This is a genomic window from Azorhizobium doebereinerae UFLA1-100, assembly GCF_000473085.1.
GTDB lineage: Bacteria > Pseudomonadota > Alphaproteobacteria > Rhizobiales > Xanthobacteraceae > Azorhizobium > Azorhizobium doebereinerae.
Genome location: NZ_AXBA01000006.1, coordinates 46,017 through 63,850 on the forward strand (window position 1 = coordinate 46,017; position 17,834 = coordinate 63,850).

Here is a 17,834-nt window from a genome sequence, read left to right on the forward strand (position 1 = left end):
CCTGCATCGGATGCTGTGTGCCCAACATCATTGCATTTTGATTTAAAGTATTATAATGCAATACACAAAATCGTAATATGTAGGGCTTATATGTCAACAGACGAGACGGCCGACGTGCAGCGGGACCCGCTGTACGTATCCTCGGTTGCGAAGGCGTTCCGGGTGCTGGAGGCGTTCGGCCGCAGCAACACCGACCTCAGCCTGAGCGAGATCGCCCGGCATTGCGGCCTCGACAAGAGCGCCACGCAGCGCTTCGCCCACACCCTCTGGCAATTGGGCTATCTGGAGAAGGACGAGCGCACGCGGCGCTTCCGGCTCGGCAAGCCGGTGCTCGACCTCACCTTCTTCTACCTGCGCTCCAGCCCGCTGGTGGAGCTGGCGACGCCGGCGCTGCTCGACCTGCGCCAGCGCTGCGGCGAGCGGGCCAACCTCTCGCTCTATGACGACACCAGCATCATCTATGTGATCCGCCAGCAATCGAAGCGGGAGTATTTCGACAGCTCGCTGATCGGCCGCCGGGTGCCGGTGTTCTGCTCGGCCGGCGGGCGCGCCATCCTGGCCCAGCTGCCCCCGGCCGAGGCGGCGGCGATCATCGCGCGCTCCGACCTCGTGGCGCGGACGCCGAAGACGCTGACCGACCGCGACGTCATCCTCGCCAAGGTGGCGCAGGCGCGCGAGGCGGGCTTCGGCATGGCGGTGGAGGAGACCACGGTGGGCGAGATCACGCTGGGCGCGGCGGTGACCAATGCGGCGGGGCGGCCGGTGGCGGCGGTGCATATCGCCGCCTCGGTGAAGGACTGGAAGCCGGATGCCTTCGCCGAGCACTTCGCCCACATGGTGGTGGAGACCGCCCAGTCGCTCAGCCGCTCCCAGGACCATATCCCGCGCACCGCGCGGTAGGGGGCGCGCGGCCCCCGGCCGGCCTCAGGGCGCGTCCATGGTGAAGACGGTGCGCGTCCGGCTGTCGTCCTCGGGCCAGGCCCGCTCCACCTGGGAAAGCGGCACGGCCTTGCAGGCGATCGCAAAGCCGCCGGGCCCGGCGGCCTGGAACAGCGCGTCGATGCAGCGCACGAAGCGCGCCCGCGGCACGCTGCCGATGCCGCTGCCCATCAGCGAGATCGCCGCGGCGCGCAGCACCGCGCCGGGCAGCGTGATGTCTCCGCCGCTGGCCGCGCCCACCTGGACGAAGCGGATCGGCACGCCGTCCCGCCCGGCCTTCGCGCCGGCCAGGAGCAGGGTCTGCGCGCTCCGCCCCCACAGATAATCGATGACCACGTCGACCCCTTCGGCGAACTGCGCCTTCAAGCGCGCTTCCAGCGCCGCCTCGTCCGCGCCGAGGGGGATGGTCACGTCCGCCCCGAGGGCGGCGACGGCCTCCAGCGCGGCGGCGTCGCGCGCCGTGGCGATCACCGTCTTCGCCCCGAGATGCCTGGCGATCTGCACCGCGAGGCGCCCCGCCGTGCCGGTGGCGCCGTTGACCAGCACCGTCTCCCCGGCCTTCAGCCCGGCGCGTTCCGTATAGGCGGCCCAGGCCGACATGCCGGGATTGGCGATGGCGGCGGCGGTCACGTCGTCCAGCCCGTCTGGCAGGGCGATGCATTGCGCCTCCGGCACCACGACCCGCTGCGCCATGCTGCCGAACGGCGGGCGGGGCAGCACGAAATAGGCCCGGCTGCCGTCCGCGCGCCGCCCCACGCCGTCGATGCCGGCGACGAAGGGGAACTGGCCGGAGGAACTGTAGTGGGTGCCCGACGCCCGGCCTTTCACCAGATGGCTCATGGCGGCTGCGGTGACGGCGATGCGGACGTCGTCCGGCCCGGCGGGCGGCTCGGGGAAATCCCCGTAGACGGGCGCCTGTCCGGCGCTCTGCACGATGGCGGCTTTCATGATGGTGGCCCTTTCGGCTCCCGGTCTAATATGTGTATGATGCACATATATGGAGATCGCCGATGCCGTCAACGAAAAACGTGCAAAATACACATATCAACGCCCAGCTCCGCCAGTTGCACGGGGCGATGCTCGATATCGTGAGCGTCATGAACCGGCCGCAGCGCGACGAGGCGATGATCCGCGCGGCGGGGATTCCTCTCGATCGCGCGCTGTTTCCCCTGCTGGTGGGGATCGAGCGGTTCGGGCCGATCGGCGTGGTGGAACTGGCCGACCGGGTGGGGCGCGACTACACCACCGTCAGCCGGCAGGTGGCCAAACTGGAGAGCCTCGCCCTGGTGGAGCGCAAGGGCAGCGCCGCCGACCGCCGCGTGCGGGAGGCGGTCATCAGCCCGAAGGGCAAGGCGATGACCGACCGCGTGGACGCCGCGCGCGAGCGGATCGGCCGCGCCATCTTCGAGACCTGGGCGCCGGAGGACATCGACGATCTGGCGCGCCTGATGCGCCGGTTCGCCGATGCCCTGGTGGAGGTGCCGGACGCCGAGGCATAGATTTGGCCGCAGCTCCCGCCTTTCGTCCCGAAGCCGCTGGCGGGTTTCGCCGCCGGTAGCCGCCTGCCCGCGCCGCCGCGGGGCCGCCGCCGGGAAAGGGCGGGAGCGGCTTTGCGGGCTGGGCCGCGGCGGCGTCCCGTGGCATGATGCGACATCTTGGCAGCGGGCGGGCAGCGATGGGATGCGCCGGCCCGGCCCCAATTGTGGAGCGCTCCATTATGGGCTCTGCCCACGCTGCGACGGTCCCGCAGATCACGCATACGGTCGAGGACGGCTGCGCCTTCGTGCGCATGCGGCTGCCGCCCGGCGGGCAGGTGGCGGTCAACCGCATCTTTCACGACAATATCGTCCTCATCGCCTTCACCGGCGCCACATGGCAGAGCCGCCAGTCGGGCCGCACCCATCTGGAGGTGCCGGGCAACGTGGTGGTGCGCGACGCCGGCCAGGTGTTCGACGCCCGGACGCTGCATGTGGACGAGGCCGGCGGCTCGCTCTGCCGCGAGATCCATCTGCCGGCCGGCAAGCTGATGGCGCTGACCGACGTGGACGACGCGCGCGTGCCGATGATCGACTTCAGCGATCCGGTCATCGCCCACCCGCGCATCCATGATCTGCTGGTGGAGACCCACAAGCTGCACGAGCGCGGCGATTGCAGCCTGATGCGGAGCTCCTACCTCGCCGCGCTGGTGCTGGGCCTCGCCCAGGTCACCAGCGGCCGGCCGGTGACGCTGTCGGGCAAGGGCTGCCGGCGCCGCCATGGGCGGATCGTCGACTACATGCGCAGCCATTACGGGCGGACCATCACGCTGGAGGAACTGGCCGAGATCGCCCAGGTCAACCCGTTCGTGCTGATCCGCCAGTTCCGCAAGGAATACGGTGTCACCCCGCACGAATACCTGCGGGTCTACCGGGTCAACCAGGCGCGCAGCCATATCCAGCAGGGCATGCGCCTCGCCGAGGTGGCGGCCCTGTGCGGCTTCTCCGACCAGAGCCACATGACCCGCCAGTTCAAGCGCACCGTGGGCGTGACGCCGGGCCAGTTCATCGCCGCAGGCGCGCCGGGTCCCTAGAGGGCGATTCACCGTTCGAATGGCGATGCCATTTGAACGGAACGTGCTCTGGCGCCGCGCGCGCCCGCCGGGCTGCCGCTGCGTCCGCCGCGCGACCGTGCAAAAACGCCGCGAAGCAACAAGACGCCGGCGGCGCCCGCCGCCACCCTCGATCCACGCCAGCCGACGATGACCGTCGGAGGATCACGCGGCGAGGAGCCCATGCCGATCACCTCCCCATCCGCCCCGGAGGCGTCGTCCCGCGCCGGCCGCGCCCCGGCGGGCGCCGGGACCGGCGCATGAGGATGTATCTCATGTCGCTGGGCGCCGGCCTGCTGGTGGGCATCATCTACAGCCTGATCCAGGTGCGCTCGCCCGCCCCGCCGGTGGTGGCGCTGGTCGGCCTCCTGGGCATCCTCATCGGCGAGCAGGTCCCGCCGCTCGTCAGGAGCGCCTGGCGGCGCGAGCCTGCCCCCTTGTCCTGGCTCGGCCAGGTCAAGCCGCACATGTTTGGCCATCTCCCCAAAGGCGCGCCCGACAGCACACCCTCGGGCGCGCCGGCCGCCCGCGCTGAAGACGCTGAAGACAAGGAACACCCGCATGCCTGAGGCACAGGTCGCCGACACCATCCTCCACCACGGCCTCGTCACCACGCTGGACACAGGCAACCCCACGGCGAGCGCCATCGCCGTCAAGGACGGCCGCTTCCTCGCCGTGGGCGGCGACGCGGAGATCATGGCGCTTGCCGGTCCGCAGACGAGGATCGTCGACCTCAAGGGCCGGCGCGTGCTGCCCGGCCTGATCGACAACCACACCCACGTCGTGCGCGGCGGGCTCAACTTCAACATGGAGCTGCGCTGGGACGGCGTGCGCTCGCTGGCCGACGCCATGGACATGCTGAAGCGCCAGGTGGCGATCACCCCCGCCCCGCAATGGGTGCGCGTGGTGGGCGGCTTCACCGAGCACCAGTTCGCCGAGAAGCGTCTGCCGACCATCGCCGAGATCAACGCGGTCGCCCCCGACACGCCGGTCTTCCTGCTGCATCTCTACGACCGCGCCTTGCTGAACGGCGCGGCGCTGCGCGCGGTGGGCTACACAAGGGACACGCCGAACCCGCCGGGCGGCGAGATCACCCGCGACGCCAACGGCAACCCCACCGGCCTGCTGCTGGCCAAGCCCAATGCCGGCCTGCTCTACGCGACGCTCGCCAAGGGGCCGAAGCTGCCGTTCGACTATCAGGTCAATTCCACCCGCCACTTCATGCGCGAGCTGAACCGGCTCGGCGTCACCGGGGTGATCGACGCGGGCGGCGGCTTCCAGAACTATCCCGACGACTATGCCGTCATCCAGACCCTCTCCGACGCCGGCCAGATGACCGTGCGCCTCGCCTACAACCTGTTCACCCAGAAGCCCAAGCAGGAGAAGCAGGACTTCCTGAACTGGACCTCCTCGGTCACCTACAAGCAGGGCGACGACTATTTCCGCCACAACGGCGCCGGCGAGATGCTGGTGTTCTCCGCCGCCGACTTCGAGGATTTCCGCGAGCCGCGCCCGGAGATGCCGCCCGAGATGGAGGGCGAGCTGGAGGAGGTGGTGCGCATCCTGGCGCAGAACCGCTGGCCGTGGCGGCTCCACGCCACCTATGACGAGACCATCTCCCGCGCCCTCGACGTGTTCGAGACGGTGAACCAGGACATCCCGCTGGAGGGGCTCAACTGGTTCTTCGACCATGCCGAGACCATCTCGGACCAGTCCATCGACCGCATCGCGGCGCTGGGCGGCGGCATCGCCGTGCAGCACCGCATGGCCTATCAGGGCGAATATTTCGTCGAGCGCTACGGCCTCGGCGCGGCCGAGGCCACCCCGCCCATCAAGCGCATGCTCGACAAGGGGGTGAAGGTCTCCGCCGGCACCGACGCCACCCGCGTCGCCTCCTACAATCCCTGGGTCTCGCTGGCCTGGATGGTCACCGGCCGCACCGTGGGCGGCATGGAGATCTATCCCCGCCGCAACTGCCTCGACCGCGAGACCGCGCTGCGCATGTGGACCGAGAACGTCACCTGGTTCTCCAACGAGGAAGGCAAGAAGGGCCGCATCGAAACCGGCCAGTTCGCCGACCTCATCGTGCCGGACAAGGACTTCTTCGCCTGCGCCGAGGACGAGATTTCCTTCCTCACCTCGGACCTGACCATGGTGGGCGGCAGGATCGTCTACGGCGCCGGGCCGTTCGCGCCGCTGGACGAGAACGACGTGCCCCCCGCCATGCCGGACTGGTCGCCGGCGCGCACGTTCAAGGGCTATGCCGCCTGGGGCGAGCCTGAGGGCGCGGGCCGCAACTCGCTGCATCGCGACAGCCTGCGCCGCATGGCGGCCTCCGCCTGCGGCTGCAATACCGCCTGCGGCGTCCATGGCCACGACCATGCCGGCTCCTGGACGTCGAAGATCCCGGTGGCCGACCTGAAGGGCTTCTTCGGCGCGCTGGGCTGCGCCTGCTGGGCGGTCTGAGCGCCGTGCCCGCGCCGCTCGCCGCCCTGGAGGCGCGGCTCGCCGGCCTTGCCCGGCCCCTCCTGGCCTCGGGCGCCGTGCGCGTCCTCGGCCTCGCCGCCCTGTGCGCCGCCTATCTCCAGGGCGGGCTGAACAAGCTGGTGGATCTGCCCGGCGCGATGGCGGAGATGGCGCATTTCGGCCTCGCGCCGGCGGCGCCCTTCGCCGCGGCGGTGATCGTGCTGGAGCTGGGCGCCTCGGCGCTGATCCTCTCCGGCGTGCTGCGCTGGCTCGGGGCGCTGGCGCTGTGCGGCTTCACACTGCTGGCCACCCTGCTGGCGCTGCGCTTCTGGGAGATGCCCGACGGTCCCGCGCGCGTCATGGCGGCCAACGCCTTCTTCGAGCACCTGGGCCTTGCCGGCGGCTTCCTGCTGGTGGCCTGCTGGGACCTGCGGGAGAGGGCCCCCGGTGAGCCAAGGCTCATCGCGCACCGCACCGCGCGATGATGCAAAAGTCCTGGGTTCCGACAAGACTGCGCCGCCGGGCAGGGCCATGGTCCCGGCGCAACATCACACCCAGGACCTGACAATGGCCATCACCGCCACGCCGACCCCCGGCAAGAAGCTGATCTCGCCGACGGACCACGCGCTGATCCTGATCGACTTCCAGTCGCAGATGTCGTTCGCGACCAAGTCCATCGACGCCACCCTGCTGCGCAACAACGCCGCGCTCGTCTCCCGCGCCGCCGCCGGCTTCGGCGTGCCCACCATCCTCACCACGGTGGCGGAGAAGAGCTTCTCCGGCCCCATGTATGCGGAGATCACCGACGCCTTCCCCGGCCAGCCGCTGCTCGACCGCACCTCCATGAACACCTGGGAAGATGCGCAGGTCATCAGCAAGATCAACGAGATCGGCAAGACCCGTCTGGTCATGGCCGGCCTGTGGACCTCGGTCTGCCTCGTCGGCCCCTCGCTCTCGGCGCTCGACCAGGGCTTCGAGGTCTATCTCATCACCGACGCCTGCGGCGACATCTCCACCGAGGCGCACGAGCGGGCGGTGGAACGCATGATCCAGGCCGGCGTTCAGCCGATGACCGCGCTGCAATACCTGCTGGAGCTCCAGCGCGACTGGGCGCGCACCGGCACCTACGACATGACCACGGGCATCGCCAAGCTCTATGGTGGCGCCTACGGCCTCGGCATCACCTATGCCAAGACCATGTTCGGCGCCCACGAGGGTTGAGCGCGGCCGAGCGAGCCTTCCGGCGCGGGCCTCGCGGGCCGCGCCGGTCCTCCCACCCCCAGGGGAGCCCCATGACCTCCGACACGTCCGACCCCGCCTACGCCCTGACCCGCCGCTCCGCCCTCATCGGCGGCGCGGCGGTGATCGCCGGCGCGGCCCTTCCGCTTCCGCTTTTTGCAGCAACCGCACCCGCCAGCACAGGAGTTGCCCCCATGCCCATGATCAAGACCCAGGACGGCACCGAGATCTTCTACAAGGACTGGGGTCCGAAGGACGCCCAGCCGATCGTGTTCCACCACGGCTGGCCGCTGTCGTCGGACGACTGGGACGCGCAGATGCTGTTCTTCCTCGGCAAGGGCTACCGCGTCGTCGCCCATGACCGGCGCGGCCACGGCCGGTCCAGCCAGGTCAGCGGCGGCCACGACATGGACCATTACGCCGCCGACGCCTCCGCCGTGGCCGAGCATCTCGACCTGAGGAACGCCGTGCATATCGGCCATTCCACCGGCGGCGGCGAGGTGGCGCGCTATGTCGCCAAGTTCGGCCAGCCGCAGGGCCGCGTCGCCAAGGCGGTGCTGGTCAGCGCCGTCCCGCCGCTGATGGTGAAGACCGCCAGCAACCCCGGCGGCACGCCGATCGAGGTGTTCGACGGCTTCCGCGCCGCGCTCGCCGCCAACCGCGCGCAGTTCTTCCTCGATGTCCCCACCGGCCCGTTCTACGGCTTCAACCGTGAGGGCGCGAAGGTCTCGCAGGGCGTGATCACCAATTGGTGGCGCCAGGGCATGATGGGCGCCGCCAAGGCCCACTATGACGGCATCAAGGCCTTCTCCGAGACCGACCAGACCGCCGACCTGAAGGCGATCACCGTGCCCACCCTGGTGATGCACGGCGACGACGACCAGATCGTGCCGATCGCCGATTCCTCCGAGCTGTCGGTCAAGCTGCTCCAGAAGGGCGAGCTGAAGGTCTACAAGGGCTTCCCGCACGGCATGCTGACCACCCATGCGGACGTGATCAACCCCGACCTGCTCGCCTTCATCAAGGCCTGAGCCCCGCGGCCGGCGCGGCTCGTCCGCGCCGGCCGTTTCCGTCAGGACCGGGGGGCACTGGGTCTCCCGGCAAGGGAGGACGACCCCCCGGATGACCAGCCCCGCAGCCCCCGCCCCACAGCCGCCCGCGGCCCCCGCCAGCAGCTTCGCGCCGTTCCGCTGGCCGGTGTTCGCGGTGATCTGGGCCGCCACCGTGATCGGCAACATCGGCAGCTTCATGCGCGATGTGGCCTCGTCCTGGCTGGTCACCGACCTGTCCGGCTCACCCGCCGCCGTGGCGCTGGTGCAGGCGGCGGCGACACTGCCCATCTTCCTCCTCGCCATTCCCGCCGGCGTGCTGTCGGACATTCTCGACCGGCGGCGTTTCCTCATCGCCGTGCAGCTTCTGCTGGCCTGCGTCAGCGCCAGCCTGATGGTGCTGTCGCACACCGGGGTGCTCACCGTCGGCCTGCTGGTGGGCCTCACCTTCATCGGCGGCATCGGCGCCGCGCTCATGGGGCCGACCTGGCAGGCCATCGTGCCCGAGCTGGTGCCGAGGAGCGACGTGCGCAGCGCCATCGCGCTCAACTCGCTGGGCATCAACGTGGCGCGGGCCATCGGCCCGGCGGCGGGCGGCGCGCTGCTGGCGGCGTTCGGCGCCTCCATCGCCTATGGCGCGGATGTGCTGAGCTATGTCTTCGTCGTCGGCGCGCTGCTGTGGTGGCGCCGCCCGGCGGGCGCGGACGATGACCTGTCCGAGCGCTTCTTCGGCGCCTTCCGCGCCGGGCTGCGCTATGCGCGGGCAAGCCACGACCTGCATGTGGTGCTGGGCCGCGCGGCGGTGCATTTCCTTTTCGCCAGCGCCATCTGGGCGCTGCTGCCGCTGATCGCCCGCCGGCTGCTGGGGGGCGACGCGGCCTTCTACGGCGTGCTGCTCGGCGCCGTCGGCCTCGGCGCCATCGGCGGGGCGCTGCTGCTGCCGCGCCTGCGCGCCCGCCTCTCCGCGGACGGGCTGCTACTGCTGTCCGCGGTGATCACCGCGCTGGTCATGGCGGTGCTGGCCGCCGGGCCGCCGCAGGCCCTGGCGGTGGTGCTCCTGCTGCTGGTGGGCGCCGCCTGGATCGCCGCGCTGACGACGCTGAACGGCGTCGCCCAGGCGATCCTGCCCAATTGGGTGCGCGGCCGGGCGCTGGCGGTCTATCTCACCGTGTTCAACGGCGCCATGACCGTGGGTAGCCTGTGCTGGGGCCTCGTCGCCCAGGAGACCGGCATCCGCGCGGCGCTGCTGATCTCGGCGGCGGGCCTCGCGGTGGCGGCGGCCCTGCTCCACCGCGTCCGGCTGCCGGAGGGCGAGGCGGACCTCATGCCCTCCAACCACTGGCCGGAGCCCCTGACCGGCGAGGAGGTGGAGCATGATCGCGGGCCGGTGCTGGTGCTGATCGAATATCGCGTCGCCAGGGCCGACCGCGCCGCCTTCCAGCAGGCGGCGGACCGCTTCGGCGAGGAGCGCCGCCGCGACGGCGCCTATGCCTGCGGCATCACCGAGGACGCGGCCGATCCGGAGAGGCTGGTGGAGTGGTTCATGGTGGAATCCTGGGCCGAGCACCTGCGCCAGCACAAGCGCGTCTCGCAGGCCGACGCGGACCTGCAGACCGACATGCTGCGCTACCATATCGGCCCCGAGGCGCCGGTGGTGCGCCATTTCCTCACCCTGGAGCCGCCGGCGCGACGGTAGCCGGCGGCCGGCCTCCATCACGGCTTCGTGGCCGGGAAAGCCACGGGGGGAGCTATAGGATACAAGACGGGGCGTCCCGGATCAGGCTTTGTGGACGTGCAGCGGTCGGGGCTGCGGCGGTTGGGGCTCAGCCTCGCCCGTCGTTCCGCGACGTCGCGGCAGGCCCTGTGGCAGTCTCGAATCCGTCCGGGAAGATGAATCATCGCTCCACCCAAGACGTGTTTTCGGAATTCGGCGCCGCGGACGCGGCGTTCCGGCCGGCGCTCGGCGACATGGCCCGCGCGCCGCTCGGCGCAGGAGCGGGGGAGGCAGGAGCGGGCGAGGCGGTGGCGGGCGAGGCGCAGGTCGCCTTCGGCGACTTCCTCCTCTGCCGCGCGACGCAGCGCGTCAGCCGCAACGGCCAGACCGTCCGCCTGGGCAGCCGTGCCCGCGACATTCTCTTCGCCCTGCTGGAGACGCCGGGCCAGGTGGTGCCGCATCAGGCGCTGATGGCGCGGGTCTGGCCGGACACGGTGGTGGAGGAGGGCGCGCTACGGGTGCATGTGGCGGCCCTGCGCAAGGCGCTGGACGACGGGCCGGACGTGCGCATGATCGTCACCGAGACCGGCCGGGGCTATCGCTTCGCAGCGCCCGTGACGGTGCGCCCCGGCGCGTCCGGATCGCCCGATCCGCGCCCCCAGCCGCAGGGAACGCTGCCGACGCCGCTCTACAAGCTGATCGGCCGCGGCGACCTCGTCACCGGCCTGGTCGAGCAGGTCCTCAGGCACCGCCTGCTGACCATCGCGGGGCCGGGCGGCATCGGCAAGACCTCGGTCGGGCTGGCGGTCGCCCACGGCTTTGCCGCCCGGACCGGCCATCCGGCCTGCTTCGTGGATCTGGCGCCGGTGATGAACGGCGCGCGCGTGGCGGCGGCGGTGGCCCGCCGGCTGGGCATCACGGTGGCGCAGGAGCACGCGCTCCCCGCGCTCACCGCCGCCCTCGCCGAGCGGCCGACCCTGCTGCTGCTGGACAATTGCGAGCATCTGGTGGACGCGGTGGCGGACCTCGCCGAGACGCTGCTGCGCGGCGCCCCCGCCGCCCGCCTGCTGCTGACCAGCCGTGAGCCGCTGCGGGCGGAAGGCGAATGGGTGCACCGCCTCAGCGCCCTGGCGGCCCCGCCGCCGGAGGAGAGCCATGCGCCCGGCCGGGCCATCGCCTATCCGGCGGTCGAACTGTTCGTCGAGCGGGCGCGGGCGATCCAGCATCATTTCGTGCTGACCGAGGCCAATGTGGCGGCGGTGTGCGACATCTGCATCCGGCTGGACGGCCTGCCGCTGGCGCTGGAATTCGCCGCCGCGCGGCTCGACGTCATGGACGTGGCGACGCTGGCGGGGCGGCTCGATGACCGCTTCTCGCTGCTCACCAAGGGCAAGCGCACGGCGGTGCCGCGCCAGCAGACGCTGCGCGCGGTGCTGGACTGGAGCTACGAACTGCTGGACGGGCCCAGCCAGGCCGCGCTGCGCCGGCTCTCGGTGTTCCGCGCCTGCTTCGATCTGCGGGCCGCCATGGCGGTCATCGCCGGGCCGGGCCCGGACGGGACCGGGGGACGCTACCGGACAGCACAGCTGGACGAGGCCGAGGCGCTCGACGCGATCGCCGACCTCGTCGCCAAGTCGCTGCTGGTGGTGGAGGCGCGGCATGGCGGCTCGGACTACCGGATGCTGGAGACCACCCGGCAATATGCCCTGCGGCGGCTGGCGGAGACCGAGGAGGAGGCCGACGCCAAGCGGCGCCATGCCCGGCACTATTGCGTGCTGTTCTCCGAGGCCAATGCGGTGTGGGAGGGCAAGGCCAGCCGCGACTGGATCCGCGCGCGCAGCCGCAGCATCGACGACATCCGCGCCGCCTTCGCCTGGGCCTTCTCGGCCGAGGGGGACGCGGCCATCCGGCTGCAATTGCTCAGCACGGCGGCCTTCGTCTGGTTCGACCTGTCGCTGCCGTCCGAATTCATGCCGCTGGCGGAGCGGGCGCTCAGCCGCACCAGCCTCGCCGATTTCGAGGGCACGGCGGAGCATGTGGGCCTGCTCACTGCCTATGGCCATGCGCTCTGGCACGTGCGCGGCCCGGGGCCGGAGATGAGCGGCGCGTTCGCGAGCGCGCAGGCCATGGCCCGCGGGCTCGGCCTGGCCTCGCTGGAGCGGCGCGCGCTGTGGGGCGTCTGGGCGCACCATCTGCTGTCGGGCGATTATCCGGCCAGCCTGGAGGCGGCCGAAGCCTATGAGCGCCTCGCCCCCAACGGGGAGGACGTGGCGGGCTACGCCGCCGGGCGGCGCATGTTCGCCATCTCCCGCCATTTCCTCGGCCACCACGGCGAATGCCGGCAGATCGTCGAGGGCCTGATGCAGGCCGAGCGGACCTTCGCCCGGCCCAATTACGCCAATGTGGCGCAGGTGGACGCGCGCATCGCCGCGCTTGCCTTCCGCATGCGCACGCTCTGGCTGGAAGGCCATGTGGACGAGGCGCTGGAGCTGGCGCGCGGCTTCGCCACCTACGGCTCGGTCGGGCACGACCTGTCGGCCTGCTATTGCTATGCGGTGGGCGCGCTGCCGGTGGCGCTGTGGAGCGGCGACACCAATCTCGCCTCGGCGCTGCTGCCGGGCCTCCTGGCCCGCGCCCGCCAGCGCGGCCTGCGCTACTGGGAGCTGTGGGGCGAGGGCTTCGCCGAGGCGCTCGGCCAGCGCGCCGCGCCGCCGGACGAGGCCGACATCATGCAGCTGGAGATGTTCGCCACCTTCGGCTCGCAGGCCGCGCTGGCCCGGCTGGAGGCGGCCGGGCGCCTGGACGCCGCCGCCTGGACCCAGCCCGAGCTGCTGCGCCGGCGCGCGCTGCGGCGGATGGACGGCGACCCCGCCGGGGCGGAGGCGGACCTCACGCGCGCGCTGGCCCTGGCCGAGCGGCAAGGCGCCCGCTCCTGGGCGCTGCGCTGCGCCACCGCCCTGGCCGGCCTGCTGCGGACGCAGGGGCGGGATGCGGCGGCGCTGGCCCTGCTGGCGCCGGCGCGCAGCCGTCTCGACGGCGGCCGGGCGAGCGCCGACGTGGCGGCGGCGGACCGGCTGATCGCCGGCCTGAAAGGGGCGTAAGGCCCCGGTGGCAGGCGCGGCTTTGCATCACTTCACACAGCTTAACGCCGCGCGCGGGAGCGTCCGGACTAGGCTGCCGGTGTCCGGGCCGCCCGCCCTGAGCCCGGCCGCCCTGGAGAGATCCATGCCCCTGGCACCCCCGTTCCGGCGTCCCCCGGCGCCGGCCGAGCCCGATCCCGAGACCTCCGCCTTGCTGAGTGCCCGCCTGCGCCGCCTGCTGGACGAGGCCGGGCAGGCGCTGGAGGGGGACATGAACCGCGCCCGCGGCTGCATCGCCCGCGCCACCGCTCTGCTGCGGCAGGAGGAGGCCTCGGCCGGGGCCGGCTCCGGCCGGCTCGCGCCGTGGCAGATGCGCGAGGTGACGCGCTTCATCGACGCCCACATCGCCCGCAACATCGCCATCGAGGAGCTGGCGGCGCTGGCGCGCCTCAGCCCGAGCCATTTCTCCAAGCGCTTCCGCGCCCGCTTCGGCCTGTCGCCCTACAATTACGTGCTCGCCCGCCGGGTGGAGCTGGCGCAGCAGATGATGACCGGCTCGCAGGACAGCCTGTCGGAGATCGCGCTCAACTGCGGCTTCTCCGACCAGGCGCATTTCTCCCGCGTGTTCAAGCGCGTGACCGGGGAGAGCCCGAACGCCTGGCGCCGCCTGTGGCGCGCCGCCCCGCCGCGCCCGCGCGTGTCCGCCACCGAGGCCGCCGAGGCCGCCCGGGACAGCGGGATGGGACGATGAGGGGAGGGCGGACCACCTCCGGCGCGAGCCCGCCGCACCGGCGCGGCCGCCGGGCGGCAATGCCACGCACGGGGCCGGGCCGTGCCCCGCAGGACGTTCGAGCGTGATCGGAATTCGCCGTGGTGTCACCGCAGGACAAGGACCTTGGGGCGGCGTCCCCGCCGGATGGGCTGGCGACGCCGGCCTCCGCCCATCCGGTGCTGGATGCGCTCACCCAGGCCTTTCTGGATAAGCTGGCGGAAGGCCCCGAGGGCGGGGCCGAGCCCGCCGGCCCCGCCGCGGCGCGGGCGCGCTTCGAGCGCCTCCAGGCCGGCCATGGCGGCATCGCCTGCGCCGCCACCTGCCACCTGCTGGCGGCCGGCCCGGCGGGCGCGGTGCCGGTCGTCATCTACCGGCCGGCGCCGGCCGGGCCGCCGCTGCCGTTCCTGTTCTATGTCCATGGCGGCGGCTGGGTTGCCGGCGGCGGCGCCACCCACGAGCGGCTGGCCTGCGACCTCGCCCTCGGCGCCGGCATCGCCGTGGTGCTGGTGGAGTGTCCGCACGCCCCGGACCATCGCCATCCGGCGCAGGTGGAGCTGGCCTATGCGGCGCTCGCGCACGTGGTGGCGCAGGCCGGCGCGCTCGGCCTCGACGGCGCGCGCTTCGCCCTCGGCGGCGACGGCACCGGCGGTACCACGGCGGCGGTGCTGGCGCTCCTGGCCAAGGCCCGGCGCGGCCCGGCGGGCCGGCTTCAGCTGCTGTTCTGCCCGGTCACCGCGCCGCCGTCGGACCGGGGCTCCTATGCGGATTTCGCGCACGGGCCGTGGCTCACCGCCGCCACCATGCGCCTGCTGTTCCTGGCGCAATTCCCCGACGGCCCGCCGGCGACGGTGGCGGCCCTGCCCTGCCACGCCACGGCGGCGGAGATGGAGGACCTGCCGCCGGCGCTGATCGTCACCGCCGAGGCGGACGTGCTGCGCGACGAGGCGGAGGCCTATGGCCGCCGCCTGATGCAGGCGGGGGTGCCGGTCACGCTCACCCGCTATCTCGGCGCCATCCACGGCTTCATGGTGCTGAACGCCTTGGCCGAGACCGTCGCCGCCCGCGCCGCCGTGGGGCAGGCCTGCGCCGCGCTGCGCTCCGCGCTGGAAGCGGCCTGAGCCGGGGCCCGCGTCGTGCCGTTGTGGCCCTGTTGTGGCCCGCTTCATGCAAAGCGTCCGGTGCCGGCGGGCATCACCGCGCGTGCCGGCACCGGAAATCCAGGGCTGGCCAGCCTCCGCGCGGCCGGCGGGAGGCGGGACCATGCCGTTGTTCAGCTATCATTGTCCGACCTGCGACAAGGATGTCGAGCTGCTGATGCGCCTGTCGGACACGCCGGTGTGCCCCACCTGCGGCGGCACGGCGATGGAGCGCCTGATGTCGCGCGTGGCGCCGGAACTGAAGAGCCCCGGCCTGCTGAAGGCGGCCCGCGCCCGCGCCGGCCGCGAGGGGCACCTGAGCAATTTCAGCCGCTCGGAACGCGGCGGCTGACCGGCCGCGCCGTCCGGGCGCTCAGGCGCTCCGGCGCAGCACGGCGACGAGGGTGAACAGGCCGCAGGCGGCCACCGCGAACCAGGCGAGGCCGTGGGTGGTACCTTGCATGGCGAAGCCCGCCGCCAGCGGGCCGACCAGCGCGCCGCCGCCCCAGGTCAGGCCCATCACCGCATAGATGCCCACCAGGTTGCCGCCGCTGAAGCGGCTGCCGACGATGGTCAGCGTCAGGGTGTAGATGCCGACGAACGCCCCGCCCCAGACGAACAGCAGCGCGTAGGTGGCGATCGGATTGAGCAGCGCCAGCGGCCACAGCGCGGCGCCCGCCGTGGCGATGACGCCGCAGCCGATCACCAGCGTGCGGCGGTCGAATGTGTCGCCCAGCCAGCCGATGGGCAGCTGGAGCAGGATGGCGCCCACCATCATCACCGTCATGAGTTGGGTGGCCTGCGCCTCCGCCCAGCCGAGGTTGATCGCATAGAGGGCGAGGAAGGACAGGCCCGCCGTCTCCACCGCCGCGTTCAGCACGGTGGCGGCGATGGCCACCGGCGCCATGGCGGCGAAGCGCAGAGGATTGCCGACGCTGGGCTTCTCATAGGCCGGGGCGGAGACGAAGGGGGCGAGGATGAACACGCCCGCCGCCAGCGCGAGGCCGGCGCCCACCAGATAGGGCATCGGCCCGTGGGTGCCCAGCAGCGAGAGGATCCACGGCCCCAGCGCCAGGCCGATGGAGAGCGCCGCCGTGTAGATGGCCATGGAACGGGCGCGGGTGTCCTCGGTGGACAGGGCGTTGATCCAGGTCTCCGACAGCACGAACAGGGCCTCCGCGGACATGCCCAGCAGCACGCGCAGCACGAACCACAGCCAGATCGCCGAGACCTGGGAGAAGGCCACCAGCACCGCCGCCGAGGCGGCGAGCGAGGCGAGGATCAGCCGGCGCGGGCCGAGCCTGGCCACCAGGCGCGGCAGCAGCACGGCGGTGATGAGCACGCCCACCGCGTGCATGGCCGCATTGGCGCCGATCACGGCATCGCTCAGCCCGCGCTGCGCCAGGTCGAAGGCGATCAGCGGCGCGCTCAGCGAATAGGTGAGGCCGAACATCATCGCGGTGAGGATGACGGCGGCGCGGGAGAGGATGTCCGCGCGTGGCGCGCGCGTGGGCAGGCTGCTCATGAGGTCGCTGTGTCCAGGGAGCGGTCGGTCCTGAGGCGGCGCAGGAAGGCGAGGGCACGCACGTGCCAGGGGTCGCGGGCGCTATCGACGATGCGTTGCAGCGCCCGCGCGTAGTCGAGCACCATGCCCGGGGTCCAGCACATGGTCTGCGCCCGCGCGCGCAGGTAGGCGGCGGCCCAGAGGTCCGGGTTGAGTTGCAGCGCGAACACCCGCAGCAGCGGGAAGCGGCAGTCCAGCACGCCTTCGAGGGCCGAATCCAGCGCCCCGGCCACCGCCACCGAGCAGTTGCGGTTGGTGAGGTTGTAGATGGAGTCCTGCTTGTAGCCGGCCCAATAGGCCCGCAGGCGTCGCGGGCTGAAATGGCGCAGCTCCACCTTCTGGTCCGCCGGGCACCATTCCGCCGATTCCGCCGCATAGGACGGCTGGAAGCGGCCGGGCATGTTGGCGGCTTCCCGCCCGTGGAACAGCCGGGTCACCGGGCTGTTGGCGTCGATGTCCGCGCCGGGCCAGTGGCTGATGTAGAGATCGTTGTATTCGAGCGCGGAATGGCCGGTGGACATGGCTCCGTCCACGTCCCGCGCGCCGATGTAGCGTTCGATGACCGGCCGGCGTTCCTTCACGTCGGCCGAGCCGACCGGCGTCCAGATGCGCACCGTCAGCACGCCCTCCGGCGGCGGCTCCGGCGTGTCGGAGCGCACCAGCACGGGGGCGTTCTCGTTCCAATTCCGCGTGCCGAAGGCGGGCAGCGCGTAGAACGCCACTTCCTCCGGCTCGTTGCGCAGCCACAGGCCGATGCGCAGCACGCCGACGCCCCAGCCGGCCAGCAGCAGGCTGAGGCACAGCGGCACGTTGTAGCTGTGCGGCAGCGGCCATTCGACGATGATCAGCACCGCCAGCACCACCTCGCCCGCCACCAGCGCGGCCGAGAGCGGCCAGCGCCGATAGCGCACCAAAGCGATGGTGCCGAGCCGCCACAGGCCGTCGGCGATGAGGCTGAGCCCCAGCAGCCAGGCGAGGATGGCATCGGAATGCATCGGATGGTCGAGGACCAGGAAGCCCACCAGCAGCATGAGCGCCGCCTTCACGCCGCGCAGCAGCCGCGCCGTCAGCGTCTGCGCGTGGACGAGGCCGGACAAAGCGACGATCCCCTCCAGCAGGAACACCACGCCGAAGGCCTGCGTCGCGGTGGAGGCGAAGCCGTCCACGAGGTCGCCGATCAGCAGCGCCGCGCAGGCGAGCAGGGCGACGCCCAGCCCGGCGAGCACCCACCAGCGCCGACGCACCGCATCCGCGCCGATCAGCAACAGGGCAAGCTGGACCATGAACG

The 17,834-nt window shown here is 72.0% G+C and carries 16 protein-coding genes; 13 read left to right on the plus strand and 3 right to left on the minus strand.

What is annotated here, in order from left to right; translation table 11 throughout:
- The first annotated feature begins 90 nt into the window (after window positions 1-90).
- Window positions 91-900: an IclR family transcriptional regulator gene (locus YU1_RS0107510; protein ID WP_029003547.1), complete on the plus strand. Its 810-nt coding sequence runs from the start codon at window positions 91-93 to the stop codon at window positions 898-900.
- A 24-nt stretch (window positions 901-924) separates the two neighbouring features.
- On the opposite strand, the gene YU1_RS0107515 is transcribed toward YU1_RS0107510, so the two are convergent.
- Window positions 925-1,887 (minus strand): quinone oxidoreductase family protein, encoded by a 963-nt coding sequence (locus YU1_RS0107515; protein ID WP_029003548.1) that lies wholly within the window; start codon window positions 1,885-1,887, stop codon window positions 925-927.
- A 62-nt stretch (window positions 1,888-1,949) separates the two neighbouring features.
- On the opposite strand from YU1_RS0107515, the gene YU1_RS0107520 reads away from it, so the two are divergent.
- From YU1_RS0107520 to YU1_RS0107575, 12 genes are all read left to right on the plus strand, one after another.
- The gene (locus YU1_RS0107520) at window positions 1,950-2,438 is read left to right on the plus strand and encodes a MarR family winged helix-turn-helix transcriptional regulator (protein WP_029003549.1); all 489 of its coding nucleotides are present in this window, start codon (window positions 1,950-1,952) and stop codon (window positions 2,436-2,438) included.
- Between the two features lie 218 nt (window positions 2,439-2,656).
- Window positions 2,657-3,508 (plus strand): helix-turn-helix transcriptional regulator, encoded by an 852-nt coding sequence (locus tag YU1_RS31855; RefSeq protein ID WP_051356601.1) that lies wholly within the window; start codon window positions 2,657-2,659, stop codon window positions 3,506-3,508.
- 278 nt (window positions 3,509-3,786) lie between these two features.
- Entirely contained in the window at window positions 3,787-4,095 is a 309-nt protein-coding gene (locus tag YU1_RS0107530; protein WP_029003550.1) for a XapX domain-containing protein, read from the plus strand.
- A complete protein-coding gene (locus tag YU1_RS0107535) occupies window positions 4,088-5,992 on the plus strand; it encodes an amidohydrolase (protein ID WP_029003551.1) in 1,905 nt (634 codons plus the stop codon). Before YU1_RS0107530 ends, YU1_RS0107535 begins: the two co-directional genes overlap by 8 nt.
- A gap of 26 nt (window positions 5,993-6,018) precedes the next feature.
- Window positions 6,019-6,477: a DoxX family protein gene (locus YU1_RS28440; RefSeq protein ID WP_051356629.1), complete on the plus strand. Its 459-nt coding sequence runs from the start codon at window positions 6,019-6,021 to the stop codon at window positions 6,475-6,477.
- An 88-nt stretch (window positions 6,478-6,565) separates the two neighbouring features.
- A complete protein-coding gene (locus YU1_RS0107545; protein ID WP_029003552.1) occupies window positions 6,566-7,213 on the plus strand; it encodes a hydrolase in 648 nt (215 codons plus the stop codon).
- 212 nt (window positions 7,214-7,425) lie between these two features.
- Entirely contained in the window at window positions 7,426-8,262 is an 837-nt protein-coding gene (locus YU1_RS0107550) for an alpha/beta fold hydrolase (RefSeq protein ID WP_425339140.1), read from the plus strand.
- A gap of 91 nt (window positions 8,263-8,353) precedes the next feature.
- Window positions 8,354-9,976, plus strand: coding sequence for an MFS transporter (locus YU1_RS0107555; RefSeq protein WP_029003554.1), 1,623 nt, complete (start codon window positions 8,354-8,356; stop codon window positions 9,974-9,976).
- Between the two features lie 194 nt (window positions 9,977-10,170).
- Window positions 10,171-13,095, plus strand: a complete 2,925-nt coding sequence (locus tag YU1_RS28445; RefSeq protein WP_051356602.1) for an ATP-binding protein — start codon at window positions 10,171-10,173, stop codon at window positions 13,093-13,095.
- A gap of 124 nt (window positions 13,096-13,219) precedes the next feature.
- Complete coding sequence (locus YU1_RS28450; RefSeq protein ID WP_051356603.1) at window positions 13,220-13,825, plus strand: helix-turn-helix domain-containing protein; 606 nt, start codon at window positions 13,220-13,222, stop codon at window positions 13,823-13,825.
- 119 nt (window positions 13,826-13,944) lie between these two features.
- Window positions 13,945-14,964, plus strand: a complete 1,020-nt coding sequence (locus YU1_RS28455) for an alpha/beta hydrolase fold domain-containing protein (RefSeq protein ID WP_051356604.1) — start codon at window positions 13,945-13,947, stop codon at window positions 14,962-14,964.
- Between the two features lie 142 nt (window positions 14,965-15,106).
- The gene (locus tag YU1_RS0107575; protein ID WP_029003555.1) at window positions 15,107-15,334 is read left to right on the plus strand and encodes an FmdB family zinc ribbon protein; all 228 of its coding nucleotides are present in this window, start codon (window positions 15,107-15,109) and stop codon (window positions 15,332-15,334) included.
- 21 nt (window positions 15,335-15,355) lie between these two features.
- On the opposite strand, the gene YU1_RS0107580 is transcribed toward YU1_RS0107575, so the two are convergent.
- Complete coding sequence (locus tag YU1_RS0107580) at window positions 15,356-16,507, minus strand: MFS transporter (protein ID WP_029003556.1); 1,152 nt, start codon at window positions 16,505-16,507, stop codon at window positions 15,356-15,358.
- Window positions 16,504-17,829 carry an HdeD family acid-resistance protein gene (locus YU1_RS0107585; protein ID WP_029003557.1) on the minus strand — a complete coding sequence of 442 codons (1,326 nt, stop codon included), beginning with the start codon at window positions 17,827-17,829 and terminating at the stop codon, window positions 16,504-16,506. The genes YU1_RS0107580 and YU1_RS0107585 overlap by 4 nt, the downstream gene beginning before the upstream one ends.
- Window positions 17,830-17,834 lie beyond the last annotated feature (5 nt).